General features: G+C 59.9%; 18 protein-coding genes. 3 read left to right on the top strand and 15 right to left on the bottom strand.

All coding sequences use genetic code 11. From position 1 onward, the window contains the following. Window positions 1–19: 19 nt before the first annotated feature. From rnhB to rpsB, 15 genes are all read right to left on the bottom strand, one after another. Window positions 20–652: a ribonuclease HII gene (rnhB, locus tag CXQ81_RS08330; RefSeq protein ID WP_101336965.1), complete on the bottom strand. Its 633-nt coding sequence runs from the start codon at window positions 650–652 to the stop codon at window positions 20–22. An 11-nt stretch (window positions 653–663) separates the two neighbouring features. Next, window positions 664–1,794, bottom strand: coding sequence for a lipid-A-disaccharide synthase (gene lpxB, locus CXQ81_RS08325; RefSeq protein WP_101336964.1), 1,131 nt, complete (start codon window positions 1,792–1,794; stop codon window positions 664–666). Between the two features lie 2 nt (window positions 1,795–1,796). Beyond that, window positions 1,797–2,573, bottom strand: a complete 777-nt coding sequence (lpxA, locus tag CXQ81_RS08320; protein ID WP_007924057.1) for an acyl-ACP--UDP-N-acetylglucosamine O-acyltransferase — start codon at window positions 2,571–2,573, stop codon at window positions 1,797–1,799. Beyond that, entirely contained in the window at window positions 2,570–3,010 is a 441-nt protein-coding gene (gene fabZ / locus CXQ81_RS08315) for a 3-hydroxyacyl-ACP dehydratase FabZ (RefSeq protein WP_007924058.1), read from the bottom strand. Before fabZ ends, lpxA begins: the two co-directional genes overlap by 4 nt. 109 nt (window positions 3,011–3,119) lie before the next feature. Then, entirely contained in the window at window positions 3,120–4,175 is a 1,056-nt protein-coding gene (lpxD, locus tag CXQ81_RS08310) for a UDP-3-O-(3-hydroxymyristoyl)glucosamine N-acyltransferase (protein ID WP_101336963.1), read from the bottom strand. A gap of 3 nt (window positions 4,176–4,178) precedes the next feature. Next, window positions 4,179–4,682 carry an OmpH family outer membrane protein gene (locus CXQ81_RS08305; protein WP_007924063.1) on the bottom strand — a complete coding sequence of 168 codons (504 nt, stop codon included), beginning with the start codon at window positions 4,680–4,682 and terminating at the stop codon, window positions 4,179–4,181. Between the two features lie 45 nt (window positions 4,683–4,727). Continuing rightward, on the bottom strand, window positions 4,728–7,115 hold the full coding sequence (gene bamA / locus CXQ81_RS08300) for an outer membrane protein assembly factor BamA (RefSeq protein ID WP_101336962.1): 2,388 nt from the start codon (window positions 7,113–7,115) through the stop codon (window positions 4,728–4,730). 74 nt (window positions 7,116–7,189) lie between these two features. After that, window positions 7,190–8,542: a sigma E protease regulator RseP gene (rseP, locus tag CXQ81_RS08295; protein WP_101336961.1), complete on the bottom strand. Its 1,353-nt coding sequence runs from the start codon at window positions 8,540–8,542 to the stop codon at window positions 7,190–7,192. Between the two features lie 54 nt (window positions 8,543–8,596). Continuing rightward, entirely contained in the window at window positions 8,597–9,787 is a 1,191-nt protein-coding gene (gene ispC / locus CXQ81_RS08290) for a 1-deoxy-D-xylulose-5-phosphate reductoisomerase (RefSeq protein WP_101336960.1), read from the bottom strand. Beyond that, window positions 9,784–10,590, bottom strand: a complete 807-nt coding sequence (locus CXQ81_RS08285) for a phosphatidate cytidylyltransferase (RefSeq protein WP_101336959.1) — start codon at window positions 10,588–10,590, stop codon at window positions 9,784–9,786. Before CXQ81_RS08285 ends, ispC begins: the two co-directional genes overlap by 4 nt. Then, window positions 10,590–11,345 (bottom strand): polyprenyl diphosphate synthase, encoded by a 756-nt coding sequence (gene uppS, locus CXQ81_RS08280; RefSeq protein ID WP_007924072.1) that lies wholly within the window; start codon window positions 11,343–11,345, stop codon window positions 10,590–10,592. The genes CXQ81_RS08285 and uppS overlap by 1 nt, the downstream gene beginning before the upstream one ends. Before the next feature lie 14 nt (window positions 11,346–11,359). After that, complete coding sequence (gene frr, locus CXQ81_RS08275; protein ID WP_007924074.1) at window positions 11,360–11,917, bottom strand: ribosome recycling factor; 558 nt, start codon at window positions 11,915–11,917, stop codon at window positions 11,360–11,362. Next, window positions 11,914–12,657: a UMP kinase gene (pyrH, locus tag CXQ81_RS08270; RefSeq protein WP_007924076.1), complete on the bottom strand. Its 744-nt coding sequence runs from the start codon at window positions 12,655–12,657 to the stop codon at window positions 11,914–11,916. The genes frr and pyrH overlap by 4 nt, the downstream gene beginning before the upstream one ends. Window positions 12,658–12,865: 208 nt before the next feature. Beyond that, window positions 12,866–13,732, bottom strand: coding sequence for a translation elongation factor Ts (gene tsf, locus CXQ81_RS08265; RefSeq protein ID WP_009042383.1), 867 nt, complete (start codon window positions 13,730–13,732; stop codon window positions 12,866–12,868). A 204-nt stretch (window positions 13,733–13,936) separates the two neighbouring features. Then, window positions 13,937–14,677 carry a 30S ribosomal protein S2 gene (gene rpsB / locus CXQ81_RS08260; protein ID WP_007924078.1) on the bottom strand — a complete coding sequence of 247 codons (741 nt, stop codon included), beginning with the start codon at window positions 14,675–14,677 and terminating at the stop codon, window positions 13,937–13,939. Between the two features lie 407 nt (window positions 14,678–15,084). On the opposite strand from rpsB, the gene map reads away from it, so the two are divergent. From map to dapC, 3 genes are read left to right on the top strand one after another with little or no spacing between them, the layout of a single operon-like run. Then, window positions 15,085–15,867 (top strand): type I methionyl aminopeptidase, encoded by a 783-nt coding sequence (map, locus tag CXQ81_RS08255; protein WP_007924079.1) that lies wholly within the window; start codon window positions 15,085–15,087, stop codon window positions 15,865–15,867. 47 nt (window positions 15,868–15,914) lie between these two features. Next, window positions 15,915–18,617, top strand: coding sequence for a [protein-PII] uridylyltransferase (locus CXQ81_RS08250; protein ID WP_087091379.1), 2,703 nt, complete (start codon window positions 15,915–15,917; stop codon window positions 18,615–18,617). Between the two features lie 39 nt (window positions 18,618–18,656). Further along, a complete protein-coding gene (dapC, locus tag CXQ81_RS08245) occupies window positions 18,657–19,856 on the top strand; it encodes a succinyldiaminopimelate transaminase (protein WP_101336958.1) in 1,200 nt (399 codons plus the stop codon). The last annotated feature ends 96 nt before the right edge of the window (window positions 19,857–19,952 follow it).

The following is a 19,952-nucleotide window of genomic DNA, read 5'->3' as shown; positions in this document are numbered from 1 at the left end:
CTTCGCTAAAACATCAGCCTCAGGACTGAATCTCGCCCACGTTCTCACGGGCTTCGTAGGCTTGGCGTACCGGCGCGAACGAGCGCCGGTGAATCGGCGTCGGCCCCAGGCGGGCCAGCGCTTCCAGATGAACGGGCGTCGGATAGCCCTTGTGTCCGCCGATGCCATAACCGGGGTAGATCAGCTCGAACGCCGCCATCTCGCGATCCCGGCTGACCTTGGCCAGAATCGACGCCGCGGCGATCGCAGGCACCTTGCTATCGCCCTGGACCACGGCTTCGGCAGGCATCGACAGTTTCGGGCAACGGTTACCGTCGATCATCACCAGTTTCGGGGTCACGCTCAGCCCTTCTACCGCGCGCTGCATGGCCAGCATGGTGGCATGCAGGATATTCAACTCGTCGATTTCCTCGACTTCGGCGCGGGCAATGCACCAGCTCAGGGCTTTCTCACAAATTTCGTCGTAAAGCTTTTCGCGACGGGCCTCGGTGAGTTTCTTCGAGTCGTTCAGGCCGAGAATCGGCCGACTCGGATCGAGGATGACCGCAGCCGTGACCACAGCGCCGCACAAGGGGCCGCGCCCTACTTCGTCGACACCGGCCACCAGGTCTTCGGCATCGGCCACCAGCGAGAAATCCAGTCCCATCTGCATCTTTTCGTTACTCATGCCGGTTTGCCAATCAGGTTCAACACCGCGTCAGCCGCCTGGTTGGAGGCATCCCGGCGCAAGGTACGATGGATCTCGTCAAACCCGCGGGTCTGCTCCTGGCCGTCTTCGATCAAGGGCGACAGGGTCTGGGCCAGGGCCTCTGCAGTGGCGTCGTCCTGCAGCAGCTCGGGAACCAGCAGGCGTTGGGCCAGCAGGTTCGGCAGGGAAATATAAGGGCTCTTGACCATGCGCTTGAGAATCCAGAAGGTCAGCGGTGCCAGGCGATAGGCGACGACCATTGGGCGCTTATACAGCAGCGCCTCAAGGGTCGCGGTGCCGGAAGCGATCAATACCGCGTCGCAAGCCGCCAGCGCCTGATGCGACTGGCCGTTGAGCAGGGTCAGCGGCAGGTCGCGACCGGCCAGCAGCTCTTCCAACTGAGTGCGTCGCTCGGGGCTCGCGCAGGGCATGACGAAACGCACCCCTGGACGCAAAGCGCGCAAGCGCTGTGCCGCGTCGAGGAACAAGGCTCCCAGGCGCCCGACTTCACCGCCACGGCTGCCCGGCATCAGGGCCACCAGCGGGCCCTCGGGCAAGCCCAGCTCAGTGCGAGCCGCGGCCCGGTCAGCCTCCAGCGGAATGGCGTCAGCCAGGGAGTGCCCGACGAACCGCACCGGCACGCCCTTCTCTTCATAGAATCTGGCTTCGAACGGGAACAGCGTCAGCATCAGGTCGCAACCTTCGCGGATCTTCAGCACGCGCTTTTGTCGCCACGCCCAGACCGAGGGGCTGACGTAGTGCACGGTCTTGATGCCGGCCTGACGCAACTTGAGTTCGATGTTGAGGTTGAAATCGGGGGCATCGATGCCGATAAACACGTCCGGCTTCTCGGCGATCAGGGTCTGAACCAGTTTCTTGCGCCGGGCCAGCAGTTCGCGCAAGCGTCCCAGGACTTCCACCAGCCCCATGACCGCCAGGCGCTCCATCGGGAAGTAAGAGGTCAGCCCTTCGGCCTGCATCAGCGGGCCTCCGACACCGATGAATTCAACGGCGGGATGCTGGGCCTTGAGCGCGCGCATCAAACCGGCGCCAAGAATGTCGCCGGAAGCTTCGCCAGCCACCAGCGCAATACGCAGTTTGCTCATGATTAACGGGTGATACCGCGGGTCGAAGACTGGATCGAGTCACGAAATACCGCGACTTCGGGAAATTGTGCAGCAGCTTCTGCTAACTCGACGAGCGCCTGATCGACAGTCAAGCCCTGGCGATACACCACTTTATAGGCTCGACGCAGGGCGTGAATCGCGTCTTCGCTGAAACCACGACGACGCATGCCCTCGAAGTTCATGCTGCGTGCCTCGGCCGGGTTACCGAACACTGTGACAAAAGCCGGAACATCCTTGCCGATCGCCGTACCCATGCCGGAAAAGCTGTGGGCGCCGATATGGCAGTATTGGTGAACCAGGGTGAAACCGGACAGGATCGCCCAGTCGTCCACATGCACATGGCCAGCCAACGCCGTATTGTTGACCAGGATGCAATGGTTGCCGATCACGCTGTCGTGACCGATATGGGCGTACGCCATGACCAGGTTGTGATCGCCGAGAGTAGTCTCGGAACGATCCTGGACAGTGCCGCGATGAATGGTCACGCCTTCACGAATGACGTTGTGGTCACCAATCACCAGGCGGGTTTCCTCGCCTTTGTACTTCAGATCGGGAGTGTCTTCGCCTACCGAGGAGAACTGGTAGATACGATTGTGCTTACCGATCCGGGTCGGGCCTTTGAGAACTACATGAGGCCCGATCACCGTACCCTCGCCGATTTCCACACCGGCGCCAACGATCGACCACGGGCCAACCTCAACGTCGTCGGCCAGAATGGCCGTCGGATCGATGATTGCGCGAGGGTCAATCAAACTCATAGTTTGCGTTCCGCACAGATGATTTCAGCGGAGCAGACTGGCTTGCCGTCGACCGAAGCCTGGCATTCGAATTTCCAGATCTGGCGCTTGCAGCTGATGAACTTGGCTTCCAGGATCAACTGGTCACCCGGCAGCACCGGCTGGCGGAAGCGCAGCTTGTCGGAACCGACGAAGTAATAGAGGGTGCCATCGGCCGGCTTCACGTCCAGCATCTTGAAACCAAGAATGCCCGCAGCCTGAGCCATGGCTTCGATGATCAGCACGCCCGGCATGATTGGATGCGCGGGGAAATGACCATTGAAGAAAGGTTCGTTGATGCTGACATTCTTGTAGGCACGAATGCACTTGCCCTCAACATCCAGATCCACTACCCGGTCCACCAACAGGAACGGGTAACGGTGAGGCAGGTATTCGCGAATCTCGTTGATGTCCATCATTTCGGGGGGAAGCCTGTAGTAAAGATTGGGAGCGTGCGACTAACGCACACTCCTCTAGCAAATCAAGGAGGCAGTCTAACGGCTGTGCACACTTGATATGGAAATGGTATCAGCCATCTGATGAAGCTTTACCGTCGGGGGTCACTTCCCCAACGCGCTTTTCCAGTTGCCGCAGGCGTCGCGCGAGATCATCGAGCTGACGGATGCGTGCCGCGCTTTTGCGCCACTCGGCAGCAGGCTGCATGGCTGTACCGGAAGAGTAGGCACCCGGCTCGGTAATCGAGTGGGTCACCATGGTCATCCCGGTCAGGAAAACGTTGTCGCAAATATCGATGTGGCCAACCAGCCCGACACCGCCGGCGAGCATGCAGTGCTTGCCGATCCGGGTGCTGCCGGAAATGCCGACGCAGGCTGCCATGGCGGTGTGATCACCGACCTGGACGTTGTGGGCGATCTGAATCTGGTTATCCAGCTTCACGCCATTACCAATGACGGTATCGGCCAGCGCTCCGCGATCGATAGCGGTATTCACGCCGATCTCGACATCATCGCCAATGGTGACACCGCCAATCTGCGCGATCTTCTGCCAGATGCCCTTCTCGTTGGCGAAACCGAAACCTTCGCCGCCCAGTACCGCACCAGACTGAATGACCACACGCTTGCCGATACGCACATCGTGATAAAGCGTCACGCGCGGAGCCAGCCAGCCGCCCTCGCCGATCTGGCAACGAGCACCGATAAAACAATGAGCACCGATCGTGACGCCCGCGGCGATTTGCGCGCCGCTCTCGACGACCACGAACGCGCCAACAGTAGCCGTTGCGTCGACCACAGCATCCTCGGCAATGACCGCAGTCGGATGAATACCGACCGGCGCCTTGGGCTTGGGATCGAACAGGTGGGAAATGCGTGCGTACGACAGGTAGGGATCGGCCACGACCAGGGCATCACCGGCATAACCTTCGGCATCCGCCGCCTTCAGCAGCACGGCGCCCGCCTGGCTGTCAGCCAGATACTTACGGTATTGGGGATTTGCCAAAAAGCTCAACTGAGCTGGGCCAGCCTCCTGCAAGGTGGCTAGCCCAGTGATTTCTTTCTCTGCGGAGCCACGCAGGGTGGCTCCGAGGAACTCGGCCAGCTGGCCGAGCTTTATAGTCGCTGTCATGGGTTACTTCAGCTGATTCATGCGCTCGATAACCTGGCGAGTGATGTCGTACTGAGGTTTGACATCAATCACTGCGCCACGCTCGAACACCAGGTCAAAACCACCTTTCTTGATGACTTCTTCCACGGCGCTGTCGAGTTTCGGCTTCAGTTGCTTGAGCATTTCACGATCGGCAACGGCTTTGGCTTCGTTCAGTTCCTTGGACTGGAACTGGAAGTCACGGGCTTTCTGCTTGAATTCGAGTTCCAGACGCTCACGCTCGCCTTGCTGCATCTTGTCGCCACCGGCAACCAGACGATCCTGAATGCCCTTGGCACTGCTTTCCAGGGTTTTCAGCTTGTTCAACTGCGGGCCGAACTTCTTCTCGGCATCCACTGCGTATTTCTTCGCAGCATCGGATTCCAGCAGTGCCATCTGATAGTTCAGCACGGCGATTTTCATGTCGGCGAAGGCCGGGCCTGCTACCAGGACAGTCGCCAGGAGAACCAATTGAGTCAACTTACGCACGATGCACTCCTACAAAATCCATTGTCGTTATCTTGGGTCGGACTCTTAGAAAGTCTGACCGAGGGAGAATTGGAACACCTGGGTTTCAGCGTCGTCAGGTTTCTTGATCGGCATCGCCAGAGCAAAGCTCAGCGGGCCCAGAGCGGTTACCCATGTCACGCCGACACCCACGGAACTGGCCAGATTGCTCAGGCTGATGTCGTTACACTGTGTATTGGACGGCGTGCCGTTGGTGTTGGTGGTCTTCTCACACTTGGAGTCGAATACGTTACCCACATCCCAGAACACGGAAGTCCGCAGCGAACGCTGATCCTTGACGAACGGCATCGGGAACAACACCTCGACACCACCCTGGATCAGCACGTTGCCACCGAATGGCAGGGCATCCTGGTCCGGGTCAAGCGAGGTACCGGCGTTGCCTGTCGCACCCACACCACGACTCGGAGTACTGCGAGGACCCAAAGTGCTGTCCTTGAAACCACGAACCGAGTTGAAACCACCAGCATAGTAGTTTTCATAGAACGGCAAGCCGTCGGTCGAACCATAACCGTCGCCATAACCCAGCTCGGTGTGCAGGCGCATGGTGTAGGTATCGGTCAGCGGCTGGAACAACTGGCCGCGGTAGTCGAGCTTGAAGAACGACAGGTCGCTACCTGGAGTAGTGGCTTCCAGCACCAGGCTTTGGGAATGACCACGGGTCGCCAGGACACCTTTGTTCAGGGTCGACTCGGACCAGCCGGCCGAAGCCTTGAAGTTCAGGTAGTTATCGCCTTCGCGGTTCACGAAGTCGAAGATTTCGTCGACGGTATAACGACCGGTCTTGATCTTGTCTTGCTGCGCGGTCAGGCCGAAGGTCAGACGCGAAGTCTCGCTGATCGGGTAGCCAACGCTGACGCCGGCACCCAGGCTGTCTACCGCATAGCTCGCCACGTCGACATCGAGGTCGTCGTAGTCAGTGGTGCGATAGAACGCGTTATAACCCAGGCTCACACCATCGGCGGTCCAGTAGGGGTCGACATAACCGAAGTTGTAACGGCTCTGGTATTCGCTGCGAGTCAGGCCGATGCTGACCTTGTTACCGGTACCCAGGAAGTTGTTCTGGGTGATCGAACCACCGAGGATCAGACCGGCGCTCTGGGCGAAACCGACGCTGGCGGTGATCGAACCGGAAGCCTGCTCTTCTACTGCGTAGTTGACGTCTACCTGGTCGTCGACACCTGGCACGGCCGGGGTTTCGACGTTGACTTCCTTGAAGAAGCCCAGACGCTCCAGACGGGTCTTGGACTGGTCGATCAGGTAAGTCGAAGCCCAGCCACCTTCCATCTGACGCATTTCGCGACGCAGCACTTCGTCCTCGGACTTGGTGTTGCCGCGGAAGTTGATGCGGTTCACATAGGCACGCTTGCCAGGATCGACCACGAACGTGATATCGACCGTGTGATCTTCGTCATGAGGCTGCGGAACACCGTTGACGTTGGCGAAGGTATAACCCTCGTTGCCCAGGCGGCGGGTGATCAGCTCGGAAGTGGTGGTCATCAATTTGCGCGAGAACACCTGGCCCTTCTCGACCAGCAGCAGCGACTTGACCTGGTCTTCAGGCACTTTCAGGTCACCGCTGAGTTTCACGTCACGAACGCTGTACTTCTCGCCTTCGTTGACGTTCACAGTGATGTAGACATGCTTCTTGTCCGGGGTGATCGAAACCTGGGTCGAAGCGATATCCATGTTGATATAGCCACGATCCAGGTAGTAGGAACGCAGGCGCTCCAGGTCACCGGACAGCTTCTCACGCGCATACTTGTCGTCGTTCTTGAAGAACGACAGCCAGTTGGTGGTTTTGAGTTCGAACAGTTCGACCAGGTCTTCGTCCGGGAATACGGTGTTGCCCACGACGTTGATGTGCTGGATGGCAGCGACGGTGCCTTCGTTGATGTTGACCTTCAACGCCACACGGTTGCGCGGCTGCGGAACCACTTCGGTATCGACGGTGGCCGAGTAGCGGCCCTGGGCGACATACTGGCGCTGCAGTTCGTTACGCACACCTTCAAGGGTCGCACGCTGGAAGACTTCGCCTTCTGCGAGACCGGATTGCTTGAGGCCTTTCATCAGGTCTTCAGTGGAAATCGCCTTGTTGCCTTCGATTTCGATACTGGCGACGGACGGACGCTCGACTACCGTGATGACCAGGACATTGCCATCGCGGCCCAGCTGGATATCTTGAAAGAAGCCGGTTTTGAACAGCGCACGTGTGGATTCCACCAGGCGACGATCGTCCGCCTGCTCACCGACGTTCAACGGCAAGGCCCCAAAGACGCTACCCGCGGAGACCCGCTGGAGGCCGTTGACGCGGATATCGGAGATAGTGAAGGACTCGGCGTGAACTTCGGCGATCATCAATACGGAGAGAACCGCAGTTAGCAGCAGACGTTTCATGAAGTCCTTTCTTATTCCAACTGGCAATAAAGAAACTGCCGCAAAATGCGGCAGATTCGCAATTCAGCGAAGCGTTACAGACGACCCAGATCGTTGACCAGGGCAAGCAACATCACCCCGACCACCAAGCTGATACCGATCTGTATCCCCCAACCTTGCACCCGATCCGACAAGGGACGACCACGCGCCCACTCGATCAGATAAAACAACAGATGCCCCCCATCCAGTACAGGAATGGGCAGCAAGTTCAGAACCCCTAGGCTAATACTCAGATAAGCAAGGAAATTCAAGAAATCAGCAACGCCCGACTGGGCAGAAGCGCCCGCCACTTTAGCAATGGTTATCGGTCCACTCAAGTTTTTTACCGAGAGCTCGCCGAACAACATTTTCTTCAGTGAATCGAGGGTCAGCACGCTCATGGTCCAAGTACGCCGGGCACCTTCGCCAATCGCAGCCAGCGGGCCATAACTGACCTCGCGAAGCATTTCCGGCGGCCAATCGACTGCCTTCACCCCAGCCCCCAGATAACCACTGGCAACTTTCTCTTTACCGCGCGCGGCCAAGGTCACCGGGACGTCGATTTGAGCACCATCACGCTCGACGCGCAGCACAATTTTGGTATCAGGACGTACACGCACCCAGTCGACGACCTGTTGCCAATCGGTCAGCGGCTGACCATCCAGCGTCAGCAAACGATCGCCGGTTTTCAGGCCAGCTGCCTGGGCCGGGCCTTTCGGGTCGAGCTCGGCCAGAACGGGGGCGAGCTCCGGACGCCAGGGGCGAATCCCCAGGGAACGAATAGGATCCGGCTCATCGGTCCCCTTGAGCCAATTGTCGAGCACCAGCTCACGGGGCGAATCGGCAGTCGAACCCTGCTCGCGAACCAACAACTGCAAGGTGCCGCTTTCGCCCAGACGCCGAACCAGCTGCAGGTTGACCGCCGACCACCCCAAGGTGGGTTCGCCATCGATTGCAACAATTTCCTGGCCGGAACTCAGGCCGGCCTTGGCGGCAATGCTTCCAGCCTCGACGCTGCCGATGACCGGACGCACCTGCTCGCTACCGAGCATCGCCAGCCCCCAGAAGAACACCAGCGCCAGCAGGAAGTTGGCGACAGGACCGGCGGCAACGATGGCGATACGCTGGCGCACCGACTTGCGATTGAACGACTGATCAAGCTGATCGACAGGCACTTCACCTTCGCGCTCGTCGAGCATCTTTACGTAGCCGCCCAGCGGGATGGCGGCAATCACGAACTCGGTACCCTGCCGGTCATGCCAACGCAGCAGCGGCATGCCGAAGCCCACGGAGAAACGCAGAACCTTGACGCCGCAACGACGCGCCACCCAGAAGTGACCGAATTCATGGAAGGTGACCAACACACCCAGGGCGATCAGGGTGCCGACAATCATATAGAGCGCGCTCATCTACTTTCTCCGCAATCCTATCCAGTGCCGATACGCTCAGGCTTGTCGCAATCCTTACCGGCCGTTGCGACCCAGCCACTGCTCAGCCAGGGCACGGGCTTTGGCGTCCGCCGCGAACACGGCGCTCAGTTCATCGACTGCAACAACCGGCTCAAGGCTTAAAACTTCTTCGATGATACTCGCGATCTCGGGGTAGCGGATGCGCCGTTCGAGAAACGCGGCAACAGCCACCTCGTTGGCTGCGTTCAACATGGCCGGAGCGCTGTTGCCAGCTTCCGCGGCCTGGCGCGCCAAACGCAAGCAAGGGAACCGCTGTTCATCAGGCGCCTGGAAATCCAGGCGTGCCACGGCGAACAGATCCAGAGGCGGCACGCCAGAGTCAATCCGCTCCGGCCAAGCCAGGGCATTGGCGATCGGCGTACGCATATCCGGGTTGCCCAACTGGGCCAGCACCGAACCGTCCACGTAGTCGACCAGCGAATGAATCACGCTTTGTGGATGAATCACCACTTCGACCTGGGCAGGCTTGGCATCAAACAACCAGCACGCCTCGATCAACTCGAGGCCTTTGTTCATCATGCTGGCCGAATCGACGGAAATCTTGCGCCCCATGGACCAGTTGGGGTGGGCACACGCCTGCTCGGGCGTTACCTGCTCCAGTTCGGCCAGCGGAGTTTGGCGGAACGGGCCACCGGATGCGGTCAGCAAAATACGCCTCACTCCCACATTGCTCAACCCACGGGAAAAGTCCGCGGGCATGCACTGGAAGATGGCGTTGTGTTCACTGTCGATAGGCAGCAATACCGAACCGCTCTTGCCCACCGCCTGCATAAACAGTGCGCCGGACATGACCAGTGCTTCTTTATTGGCCAGGAGAATTTTCTTGCCGGCCTCGACGGCAGCCAGGGTCGGACGCAAGCCCGCAGCACCGACGATAGCCGCCATGACCGCATCGACTTCAGGGTCGGACGCCACCTCACACAACCCCTCTTCGCCCACCAGTACACGGGTGCGCGAACCGGCATTGCGCAAGTCTTCCTGCAAGCTGCGCGCGGCAGCGATATGCGGGACGACGGCAAAACGGGGAGCGTGACGGATGCACAGCGCCAGCAACTCAGTCAGACGACTGAAACCGCTCAAGGCGAAGACCTGATAACGCTCGGGATGACGGGCAATGACGTCCAGCGTACTGAGGCCGATAGAGCCGGTGGCTCCGAGAACCGTAATCTGCTGTGGGCGACTCACAATGCAGCCATCCACAACAGCACGGCAAATACCGGAATGGCCGCGGTCAGGCTGTCGATACGATCGAGCACGCCACCATGCCCCGGCAGCAGGTTACTGCTGTCCTTGATCCCGGCCTGGCGCTTGAACATACTTTCGGTCAGGTCGCCGACCACCGAGATGAACACCACGATAGCCGCTCCGAGCAAGCCTAGAATGATCTGCCCGACGGACCAGCCCGCAACCAGACCGACCACCGCAGTGATCACCAGGCTCAGCAACAGGCCGCCGTACACTCCCTCCCAGCTCTTGCCCGGGCTGACCTGCGGCGCCAGCTTGCGCTTGCCGAACGCCTTGCCGGAGAAGTAGGCACCGATATCAGCGCCCCAGACCAGCACCATCACCGCCATGATCAACCAGTTACCCAAAGGCTGCTGCTTGATGAAGACCAGGCCTTGCCAGGCCGGCAGCAGAATCAGCAGACCGATCACCAGCTTGGCCGCGGCACCGGCCCAATGCTCGCTGGTGCGTGGGTAGGTGAGCACCAGGAAAGTCGCCAGCCCCCACCAGAGCACCGCTGCACCTAGCACCCAAGGCGCGATACCCGGCAGCAACTGCATCAGGAACAATAGCGCAGCGACCACTACTGCATAGGCAATACGGGTCGGCTGAGCCTCGAAGCCTGCCAGACGCGCCCACTCCCAGGCCCCAAGGGTCACCACCAGCCCGATAAACAGGGCGAAGGCCGAACCTTCGAGCAGGAAAAAACCGCACAAGGCGATCGGCAGCAGGATCAGTGCCGTGATGATTCGTTGTTTGAGCATTAAACCCGGGCTCCAGCCTCGACCTGCTCGCTCGTTTTACCGAAGCGGCGCTGGCGAGAAGCGTAATCGGCCAGCGCAGCGCGCATGGCATCGTGTTTGAAGTCCGGCCAGAACAGGTCGGAGAAGTACAGCTCGGCATAAGCCAGCTGCCAGAGCAGGAAATTGCTGATGCGGTGCTCGCCACCCGTACGAATGCACAGGTCCGGCAACGGCAGGTCGCCAGTCGCCAGGCAGGTTTGCAACAACTCAGGGGTAATGTCCTCAGGACGCAGATGCCCCGCCTGAACTTCCCGCGCCAGGCGCTGAGCGGCCTGGGCGATATCCCACTGACCGCCATAGTTGGCAGCGATCTGCAGAATGAAGCGGTCACTACCCGCAGTCATTGCCTCCGCCTCGCGCATTGCCGCCTGCAACTCAGGATGGAAACGCGAACGATCACCAATGATGCGCAGGCTGATGTTGTTTTCGTTGAGGCGCTTGGCCTCGCGGCGCAATGCTTTGAAGAACAGGTCCATCAAGGCACTGACCTCATCGGCCGGCCGCTGCCAGTTCTCACTGGAGAAGGCAAACAGGGTCAGCACCTCGACCTTGGCCTCGGCACAGACCTCGATCACTGCCCGCACGGCATCCACACCCGCCTTGTGCCCGGCGACGCCGGGCATGAAGCGTTTTTTCGCCCAGCGATTGTTGCCATCCATGATGATCGCGACATGGCGCGGCACCGAGGACGGCGCACTCTGCTTGGTCTTGTCCATTTAAAGCCCGACCCTTATACGGCCATCAGGTCCTTTTCTTTTTCGTCAGTTGCCTTAGCAATCTGAGCCTCGAACTCTTTGATCAGCTTGTCGATCTCAGCTCCGGCGCGACGCTCTTCGTCTTCACTGATTTCCTTGTCCTTGGACAGCTTCTTCAGATCGCCCAAGGCATCGCGACGAATATTGCGCACGGCAACACGGGCATCTTCAGCAGCAGCACGCGCCTGCTTGGTGAAGCCTTTGCGGGTTTCTTCAGTCAGCGGCGCCATTTTGATCAGCAGCAGCTCGCCAAGATTGGTCGGATTGAGGTTCAGGCCAGCACTGCCGATGGCCTTGTCGATTGCCCCAAGCATGTTGCGCTCGAATGGCACTACCTGCAGGGTCTGAGAGTCTTTCACAGTAACGTTGGCCACACCGCTCAATGGGGTGTCAGTGCCATAGTAAGGCACCATCACGCTACCCAGGATGCTCGGGTGCGCCTTGCCGGTACGGATCTGGCCAAACGCGTGAGCCAGCGACTCCAGGGACTTCTTCATGCGCTCTTGAGCGTCTTTCTTGATTTCGTTGATCATTGTTCGCCTTCCTCGATCAGGGTTCCTTCAGCGCCGCCATGCACGATGTTCAGCAGGGCGCCGGGCTTGTTCATGTTAAATACGCGCAACGGCATCTTATGGTCGCGGCACAGGCAGATCGCCGTCAGATCCATGACACCCAGCTTGCGATCCAGCACTTCATCGTAGGTCAGATGATCGAACTTCTCGGCATGCGGGTCTTTGAATGGGTCTGCGGTGTACACACCGTCAACCTTGGTTGCCTTGAGCACTACGTCGGCATCGATCTCGATCGCCCGCAAGCATGCTGCGGAGTCGGTCGTGAAGAACGGGTTGCCGGTACCGGCAGCGAAGATCACCACTTCCTTGGAGTTCAGATGGCGCATCGCCTTGCGACGGTCATAGTGATCGGTCACACCCACCATGGAAATGGCCGACATGACGATCGCCGAGATATTCGCACGTTCCAGAGCGTCGCGCATGGCCAGGCCGTTCATCACAGTGGCCAGCATACCCATGTGGTCGCCTGTTACCCGATCCATGCCTGCCGCGCTGAGCGCCGCGCCACGGAACAGGTTGCCACCACCGATGACCAGGCCGACCTGAACACCGATGCCCACCAGCTGGCCGACTTCCAGCGCCATGCGATCGAGCACCTTAGGGTCGATCCCGAACTCTTCCGAGCCCATCAGGGCCTCGCCGCTAAGCTTGAGTAGAATGCGTTTATAGCGAGCTTGATAACCACTGCCCTGCTGAGCCATTGCGAATCTCTCCTGCGGCGTATTTTAAAAATTCTCTGCAAGCTGTTTGCAGCCTGCGTTCACTCTAGCTTGACGCTGTCACAGCGCCATCAGAACACGACTTTGTAAACCGGTTCCGAAGGCAACCCAATAAATTGGTTACCCCATTTGAAAAGAGGCTGCGCGCGTGAGCGGGCAGCCTCTTTCGGGCGACAGTTGAAAAACCGTCTTACTGTTGCTTGGCAGCAGCCAGTTGCGCGGCAACTTCTTCAGCGAAGTTGTCTTCTTTCTTCTCGATGCCTTCACCTACCGCGAAGCGGGTGAACGAAACGATTTCTGCGCCGCCTTTCTTGGCCAGGGCACCTACGGTGATTTCTGGATCCTTGACGAAAGCCTGCTCAACCAGGCTGGCTTCGGCCAGGAACTTGCTGATACGACCACCGATCATTTTTTCAACGATTTCGGCTGGCTTGCCTTTCATCTTGTCTTCGTTCAGCTGCAGGAACACGGCTTTTTCGCGCTCGATGGCTTCAGCGGAAACTTGCGATGGCAGCAGGAACTCAGGGTTGCTTGCAGCCACGTGCATGGCGATGTCCTTGGCCAGTTCCACGGAACCGCCTTTCAGGACAACCGCAACACCGATCTTGTTACCGTGCAGGTAAGTACCGACCACGTCACCTTCAACGCGAGCCAGACGACGGATGTTGACGTTCTCGCCAGTCTTGCCAACCAGGACCAGACGATCGGCTTCTTGAGCTTCGATCAGCGGAGCGGCATCGGTCAGCTTGTCAGCGAAAGCTTTTTCCACGCTGGCAGCGACGAATGCCTTGAAGTCGTCCTGCAGAGCCAGGAAGTCGGTCTGCGAGTTGACTTCCAGCAGAACGGCGGCTTTACCGTCGTCCTTGATGGCGATGGCGCCTTCAGCAGCGATGTTGCCTGCTTTCTTGGCAGCCTTGATGGCGCCCGAAGCACGCATGTCATCAATGGCTTTCTCGATGTCGCCGCCAGCCTTGGTCAAGGCTTTCTTGCAGTCCATCATGCCTTCGCCGGTACGCTCGCGCAGTTCTTTAACCAACGCTGCAGTAATCTCTGCCATTTTCAAATTCCTCTTGGATAGGTTTTCAACCATTCCACCCGACTCAACGGGCGATCAATTCTTGAGCTGCGCTCTCGAAAACCCTTGATAGCCGCCACACATGACAAGAACTGCAGGGGCGCCATCGGTAAATGATTTCCGAGGTGGCAAAAAGGGGGCCAAGCCCCCTTTTTGCGTACTGAGTAAACGCTAAGCGTCAGTTACTCAGGCTTCAGCTGCCGGCGCTGGAGCGTCTTCAGCGAATACTTCGGTGCCGCCAGCAACGTTGTTGCGGCCACGGATCACGGCGTCAGCCATCGAACCCATGTACAGCTGGATGGCGCGAATGGCGTCATCGTTGCCTGGGATGATGTAGTCAACGCCTTCCGGGCTGCTGTTGGTATCGACAACGCCGATGACCGGGATGCCCAGCTTGTTGGCTTCGGTGATCGCGATGCGCTCGTGGTCAACGTCGATCACGAACAGTGCGTCAGGCAGACCGCCCATGTCCTTGATACCACCCAGGCTACGATCCAGCTTTTCCAGATCGCGAGTGCGCATCAGCGCCTCTTTCTTGGTCAGCTTGGCAAAGGTGCCGTCTTCCGACTGAACTTCCAGGTCACGCAGACGCTTGATGGAAGCACGGATGGTCTTGTAGTTGGTCAGCATGCCGCCCAACCAGCGGTGATCGACGTACGGCGAACCGCAACGTGCTGCTTCTTCAGCAACGATCTTGCCAGCGGAACGCTTGGTGCCGACGAACAGAATCTTGTTTTTGCCCTGGGCCAGACGCTCTACGAAAGTCAGAGCTTCGTTGAACATTGGCAGGGTTTTTTCAAGGTTGATGATGTGAATCTTGTTACGCGCGCCGAAAATGTACTTGCCCATTTTCGGATTCCAGTAACGGGTTTGGTGACCGAAGTGCACACCGGCCTTCAGCATATCGCGCATGTTGACTTGGGACATGATAGTTCCTTAATAAGTCGGGTTAGGCCTCCACGTATCCCAATGACCAACCAACAGCTTGTGCTGAGGGCACCCAGGTCATCGTGTCGACACGTGTGTGGGTTTAGGCTTTTCAGGGCATCCCCGGAAAGCGGCGCATTTTATACCACAAGAAGGGTAAAAACGGAACCCGGATTCTCATTTCCCCCGGAGGGCTTTTTTGCTCCCCCCTTGGAATCGGGCCAGAATGCTCCACTGTTATAGAAAGAAGCGACGCACAGAGCCTCAGATTTGCCCCGGGGCTCTGTTAGAATCGCACCTTTGAGGCTTTTGAAAGCGCGGCGACCCCACAGCGGGTTCAGCCTTCGATGCACCGTTTTCAAGCCATTCCGTGTTTATCCGCGCCACTGAGCGTCAAGAGAGCCTGTATGACCGTCACCCTCAAAACTCCCGAGGACATCGCAAAAATGCGTGTCGCCGGCAAACTGGCCGCCGAAGTGCTGGAAATGATTGCCGAGCATGTCAAACCCGGCGTGACCACCGAAGAGCTGGACCGCATCTGCCACGACTACATCGTCAATGTGCAGCATGCGATTCCCGCGCCGTTGAATTACAAGGGTTTCCCCAAGTCCATCTGCACCTCGATCAACCACGTGGTGTGCCACGGCATCCCGAACGAGAAGCCGCTGAAGGATGGCGACACCCTGAACATCGATGTCACCGTCATCAAGGATGGCTACCACGGCGATACCAGCCGCATGTTCCACGTCGGCACCGTGCCGGTCTGGGCCGAGCGCCTGTCGCAGATCACCCAGGAATGCATGTACAAGGCCATCGAACTGGTCAGGCCGGGCTGCCGCCTGGGCGACATCGGCGAAGTCATCCAGAAACACGCTGAAAAGAACGGTTTCTCGGTGGTGCGCGAGTTCTGCGGCCACGGTATCGGCAAGGTGTTCCACGAAGAGCCGCAGATCCTGCACTACGGCCGCGCCGGCACCGGCATGGAACTGAAAGCCGGCATGACCTTCACCATCGAGCCGATGATCAACCAGGGCAAGGCCGACACCAAGGTGCTGGGCGACGGCTGGACCGCGATCACCAAGGACCGCAAGCTCTCCGCGCAGTGGGAACACACCCTGCTGGTGACCGAGACCGGCTACGAGATCTTCACCCTGCGCAGCGATGACACCATCGCGCGCGTCTCGGCCTGATCCACGCAGCTGCGCCCTGACCTATAGATAGAAAGGAAAGCCAATCGATGCCGCAGGTGGATCCCGAATTGTTCGACCGCGGCCAGTTCCAGGCGGAACTGGCCCTGAAGGCAAGCCCTATCGCTGCCTTCAAGAAAGCCATTCGTCAGGCACGTGAAGTGCTCGACGAGCGCTTTCGCAGCGGACGGGATATCCGCCGGCTCATCGAGGACCGCGCCTGGTTCGTCGATAACATCCTGCAAAAGGCCTGGGACCAGTTCGACTGGAGCGACGACGCCGACATCGCCCTGGTGGCGGTCGGCGGCTACGGTCGCGGCGAGCTGCACCCCTACTCGGACATCGACCTGCTGATCCTGCTGGACAGCGCCGACCACGAGATTTTCCGCGACTCCATCGAACGCTTCCTGACCCTGCTCTGGGACATCGGCCTGGAAGTCGGGCAAAGCGTGCGCTCGGTGGAAGAATGCGCCGAAGAGGCCCGCGCCGACCTGACGGTGGTTACCAACCTGATGGAAAGCCGCACCATCTGCGGCCCCGAACGCCTGCGCCAGCGCATGCTCGACGTCACCAGCACGGCGCACATGTGGCCGAGCAAGGACTTCTTCCTGGCCAAGCGCGCCGAACAGAAAGCCCGGCACCACAAGTACAACGATACCGAATACAACCTGGAACCCAACGTCAAAGGCTCGCCCGGCGGCCTGCGGGACATCCAGACCATCCTCTGGGTCGCCCGTCGCCAGTACGGCACGCTGAACCTGCGGGCCCTGGCCGGCGAAGGTTTCCTGGTGGAAAGCGAGAACGCGCTGCTGGCCTCGTCCCAGGAGTTCCTGTGGAAAGTCCGCTACGCCCTGCACATGCTCGCCGGGCGTGCCGAAGACCGCCTGCTGTTCGATCACCAGCGCTCGATCGCCAAGCTGCTGGGGTTCGAGGGCAACGATGCCAAGCAGGCCATCGAAAGCTTCATGCAGCAGTACTACCGGGTGGTGATGAGCATCGCCCAGCTCAGCGACCTGATCATCCAGCATTTCGAGGAAGTCATCCTCGCCCCGGAAGACGAAGCGCCGCCGCAGCCGATCAACTCGCGCTTCCAGTTGCACGACGGCTACATCGAGGCGATCAACGCCAACGTGTTCCGCCGTACGCCGTTCGCCATGCTGGAAATCTTCGTGCTCATGGCCCAGCACCCGGAGATCAAGGGCGTACGCGCCGACACCATTCGCCTGCTGCGCGAAAATCGCCACCTGATCGACGACGATTTCCGCCACGACATTCGCAATACCAGCCTGTTCATCGAGCTGTTCAAGTGCGAGATCGGCATCCACCGCAACCTGCGGCGGATGAATCGCTACGGCATTCTCGGGCGTTATCTGCCGGAGTTCGGCCATATCGTCGGGCAGATGCAGCATGACCTGTTCCACATCTATACGGTCGACGCCCACACCCTGAACCTGATCAAACACCTGCGCAAACTGCAGTACACCCAGGTTTCGGAGAAATTCCCGCTGGCCAGCAAGCTCATGGCCAAGCTGCCCAAGCCCGAGTTGATCTACCTGGCCGGGCTCTACCACGACATCGGCAAGGGCCGGCACGGTGACCACTCGGATATCGGCGCCGTGGACGCGGAAGCCTTCTGCATCCGCCACCAGTTGCCGCTGTGGGACACGCGCCTGATCGTCTGGCTGGTGCAGAACCATCTGGTGATGTCGACCACCGCCCAGCGCAAGGACCTGTCCGACCCGCAAGTCATCCATGACTTCGCCCAGGTCGTGGTCGACCAGACCCGCCTGGACTATCTCTACGTGCTGACGGTTTCCGACATCAACGCGACCAACCCGACGCTGTGGAACTCATGGCGCGCCAGCCTGTTGCGCCAGCTCTACACCGAGACCAAGCGCGCCCTGCGCCGCGGCCTGGAAAACCCGGTGGACCGCGAAGAGCAGATCCGCCAGACGCAAAGCGCGGCCCTGGACATTCTGGTCCGCGCCGGCACCGACCCGGACGACGTCGAGCAGCTCTGGGCGCAACTGGGTGACGACTACTTCCTGCGCCACACCGCCGGCGATGTGGCCTGGCACAGCGATGCGATCCTCCAGCAGCCGGCCGACGGCGGCCCGCTGGTGCTGATCAAGGAAACCACCCAGCGCGAATTCGAGGGTGGCACGCAGATCTTCATCTACGCCCCGGACCAGCACGACTTCTTCGCTGTGACCGTGGCCGCGATGGACCAGTTGAACCTGAACATCCATGACGCCCGGATTATCACCTCGAGCAGCCAGTTCACCCTCGACACCTATATCGTGCTCGACAATGACGGCGGCTCGATCGGCAACAACCCGCAACGCGTCAAACAGATCCGCGACGGCCTTACCGAGGCCCTGCGCAATCCTGACGACTACCCGACCATCATCCAGCGTCGAGTACCGCGTCAGCTCAAGCACTTCGCGTTCCCGCCGCAAGTGACTATCCACAACGATGCCCAGCGCCCGGTCACCGTGCTCGAACTGAGCGCTCCCGATCGCCCCGGCCTGCTGGCGCGTATCGGCAAGATCTTCCTGGAGTTCGACCTGTCGCTGCAAAACGCCAAGATCGCCACCCTGGGCGAGCGCGTGGAAGACGTGTTCTTCATTACCGACGCGCACAACCAGCAACTGTCCGATCCCCAGCTGTGCAGCCGACTGCAGGACGCCATCGTCGAACAGCTGAGCGTCAGCCACGAACCGCCTACCGCCTTGACGCGCCTGAGCTTCTGACCACGCGCCACGACCCGCTTTGAGTGAGACACCGCACCGATGAACAACGCTCTGAACCAGCTGCAGCCCTACCCGTTCGAGAAACTCCGCGCCCTGCTCGGCGGCGTCCAGCCCAACCCGGCCAAGCGCCCTATCGCACTGTCCATCGGCGAACCCAAGCACCGCTCGCCGAGTTTTGTCGCCGAGGCCCTGGCCAATAACCTCGACCAGATGGCCGTGTATCCGACGACCCTGGGGCTTCCAGCCCTGCGCGAAGCCATCGCCAGCTGGTGCGAACGGCGTTTTGGCGTGCCCGACGGCTGGATCGACCCGGCGCGCAATGTGCTGCCGGTCAACGGCACCCGCGAGGCGCTGTTCGCCTTCACCCAGACCGTGGTCAACCGTGGCGACGACGCACTGGTGGTCAGCCCGAACCCCTTCTATCAGATCTACGAAGGCGCGGCCTTCCTCGCCGGCGCCAAGCCGCACTACCTGCCGTGTCTGGATGAAAACGGCTTCAATCCGGACTTCGACGCGGTACCAGCCGAGATCTGGCAGCGTTGCCAGATCCTGTTCCTGTGCTCGCCGGGCAACCCGACCGGCGCGCTGATCCCGATCGAAACCCTGAAGAAACTCATCGCCCTGGCCGACCAGTACGATTTCGTGATCGCCGCCGACGAGTGCTACAGCGAGCTGTACTTCGACGAGCAGACCCCGCCACCCGGCCTGCTCAGCGCCTGTGCCGAGCTGGGACGCCAGGACTTCAAGCGTTGCGTGGTGTTCCACAGCCTGTCCAAGCGCTCCAACCTGCCGGGCCTGCGCTCCGGCTTCGTCGCCGGCGACGCCGAGATCCTCAAGGGCTTCCTGCTGTACCGCACCTACCATGGCTGCGCCATGCCGGTTCAGACCCAGCTGGCCAGCATCGCCGCCTGGAACGACGAAGTGCATGTGCGCGCCAACCGCGCGCTGTATCGCGAGAAGTTCGATGCGGTGCTGGAGATCCTGGCGCCGGTACTCGACGTGCAGCGCCCGGACGGCAGCTTCTACCTGTGGCCGAACGTGGCGGGCGACGACACGGCGTTCTGCCGCGACCTGTACGAACAGGAACATGTGACCGTAGTGCCGGGCTCCTACCTGTCACGCGACGTCGACGGCAGCAACCCGGGAGCCGGTCGGGTGCGCATGGCCCTGGTGGCGCCATTGGCCGAATGCGTGGAAGCCGCCGAGCGGATCCGCGATTTCGTGTTGCGCCGCCAGTAACTCCCCCCCTGTAGGAGCGAGGCTTGCCCGCGATAGAAACGACGCCGTACAACTGATACACCGCGTTATCGTTCATCGCGAGCAAGCTTCGCTCCT

The sequence above is a fragment of the Pseudomonas sp. 09C 129 genome, assembly GCF_002843625.1.
GTDB lineage: Bacteria > Pseudomonadota > Gammaproteobacteria > Pseudomonadales > Pseudomonadaceae > Aquipseudomonas > Aquipseudomonas chlororaphis.
The sequence above is the reverse complement of the archived record's forward strand: the minus strand, read 5'-3'. Positions and strand labels throughout refer to the sequence as shown.

Coding starts and splice junctions, on each gene's coding strand:
- rnhB (WP_101336965.1), bottom strand. CDS start 652: ATGCAGATGGGACTGGATTTCTCGCTGGTGGCCGATGCCGAAGACCTG.
- lpxB (WP_101336964.1), bottom strand. CDS start 1,794: ATGAGCAAACTGCGTATTGCGCTGGTGGCTGGCGAAGCTTCCGGCGAC.
- lpxA (WP_007924057.1), bottom strand. CDS start 2,573: ATGAGTTTGATTGACCCTCGCGCAATCATCGATCCGACGGCCATTCTG.
- fabZ (WP_007924058.1), bottom strand. CDS start 3,010: ATGATGGACATCAACGAGATTCGCGAATACCTGCCTCACCGTTACCCG.
- lpxD (WP_101336963.1), bottom strand. CDS start 4,175: ATGACAGCGACTATAAAGCTCGGCCAGCTGGCCGAGTTCCTCGGAGCC.
- bamA (WP_101336962.1), bottom strand. CDS start 7,115: ATGAAACGTCTGCTGCTAACTGCGGTTCTCTCCGTATTGATGATCGCC.
- rseP (WP_101336961.1), bottom strand. CDS start 8,542: ATGAGCGCGCTCTATATGATTGTCGGCACCCTGATCGCCCTGGGTGTG.
- CXQ81_RS08285 (WP_101336959.1), bottom strand. CDS start 10,590: ATGCTCAAACAACGAATCATCACGGCACTGATCCTGCTGCCGATCGCC.
- uppS (WP_007924072.1), bottom strand. CDS start 11,345: ATGGACAAGACCAAGCAGAGTGCGCCGTCCTCGGTGCCGCGCCATGTC.
- frr (WP_007924074.1), bottom strand. CDS start 11,917: ATGATCAACGAAATCAAGAAAGACGCTCAAGAGCGCATGAAGAAGTCC.
- pyrH (WP_007924076.1), bottom strand. CDS start 12,657: ATGGCTCAGCAGGGCAGTGGTTATCAAGCTCGCTATAAACGCATTCTA.
- tsf (WP_009042383.1), bottom strand. CDS start 13,732: ATGGCAGAGATTACTGCAGCGTTGGTTAAAGAACTGCGCGAGCGTACC.
- rpsB (WP_007924078.1), bottom strand. CDS start 14,677: ATGTCCCAAGTCAACATGCGCGATATGCTGAAGGCCGGTGTGCACTTC.
- map (WP_007924079.1), top strand. CDS start 15,085: ATGACCGTCACCCTCAAAACTCCCGAGGACATCGCAAAAATGCGTGTC.
- CXQ81_RS08250 (WP_087091379.1), top strand. CDS start 15,915: ATGCCGCAGGTGGATCCCGAATTGTTCGACCGCGGCCAGTTCCAGGCG.
- dapC (WP_101336958.1), top strand. CDS start 18,657: ATGAACAACGCTCTGAACCAGCTGCAGCCCTACCCGTTCGAGAAACTC.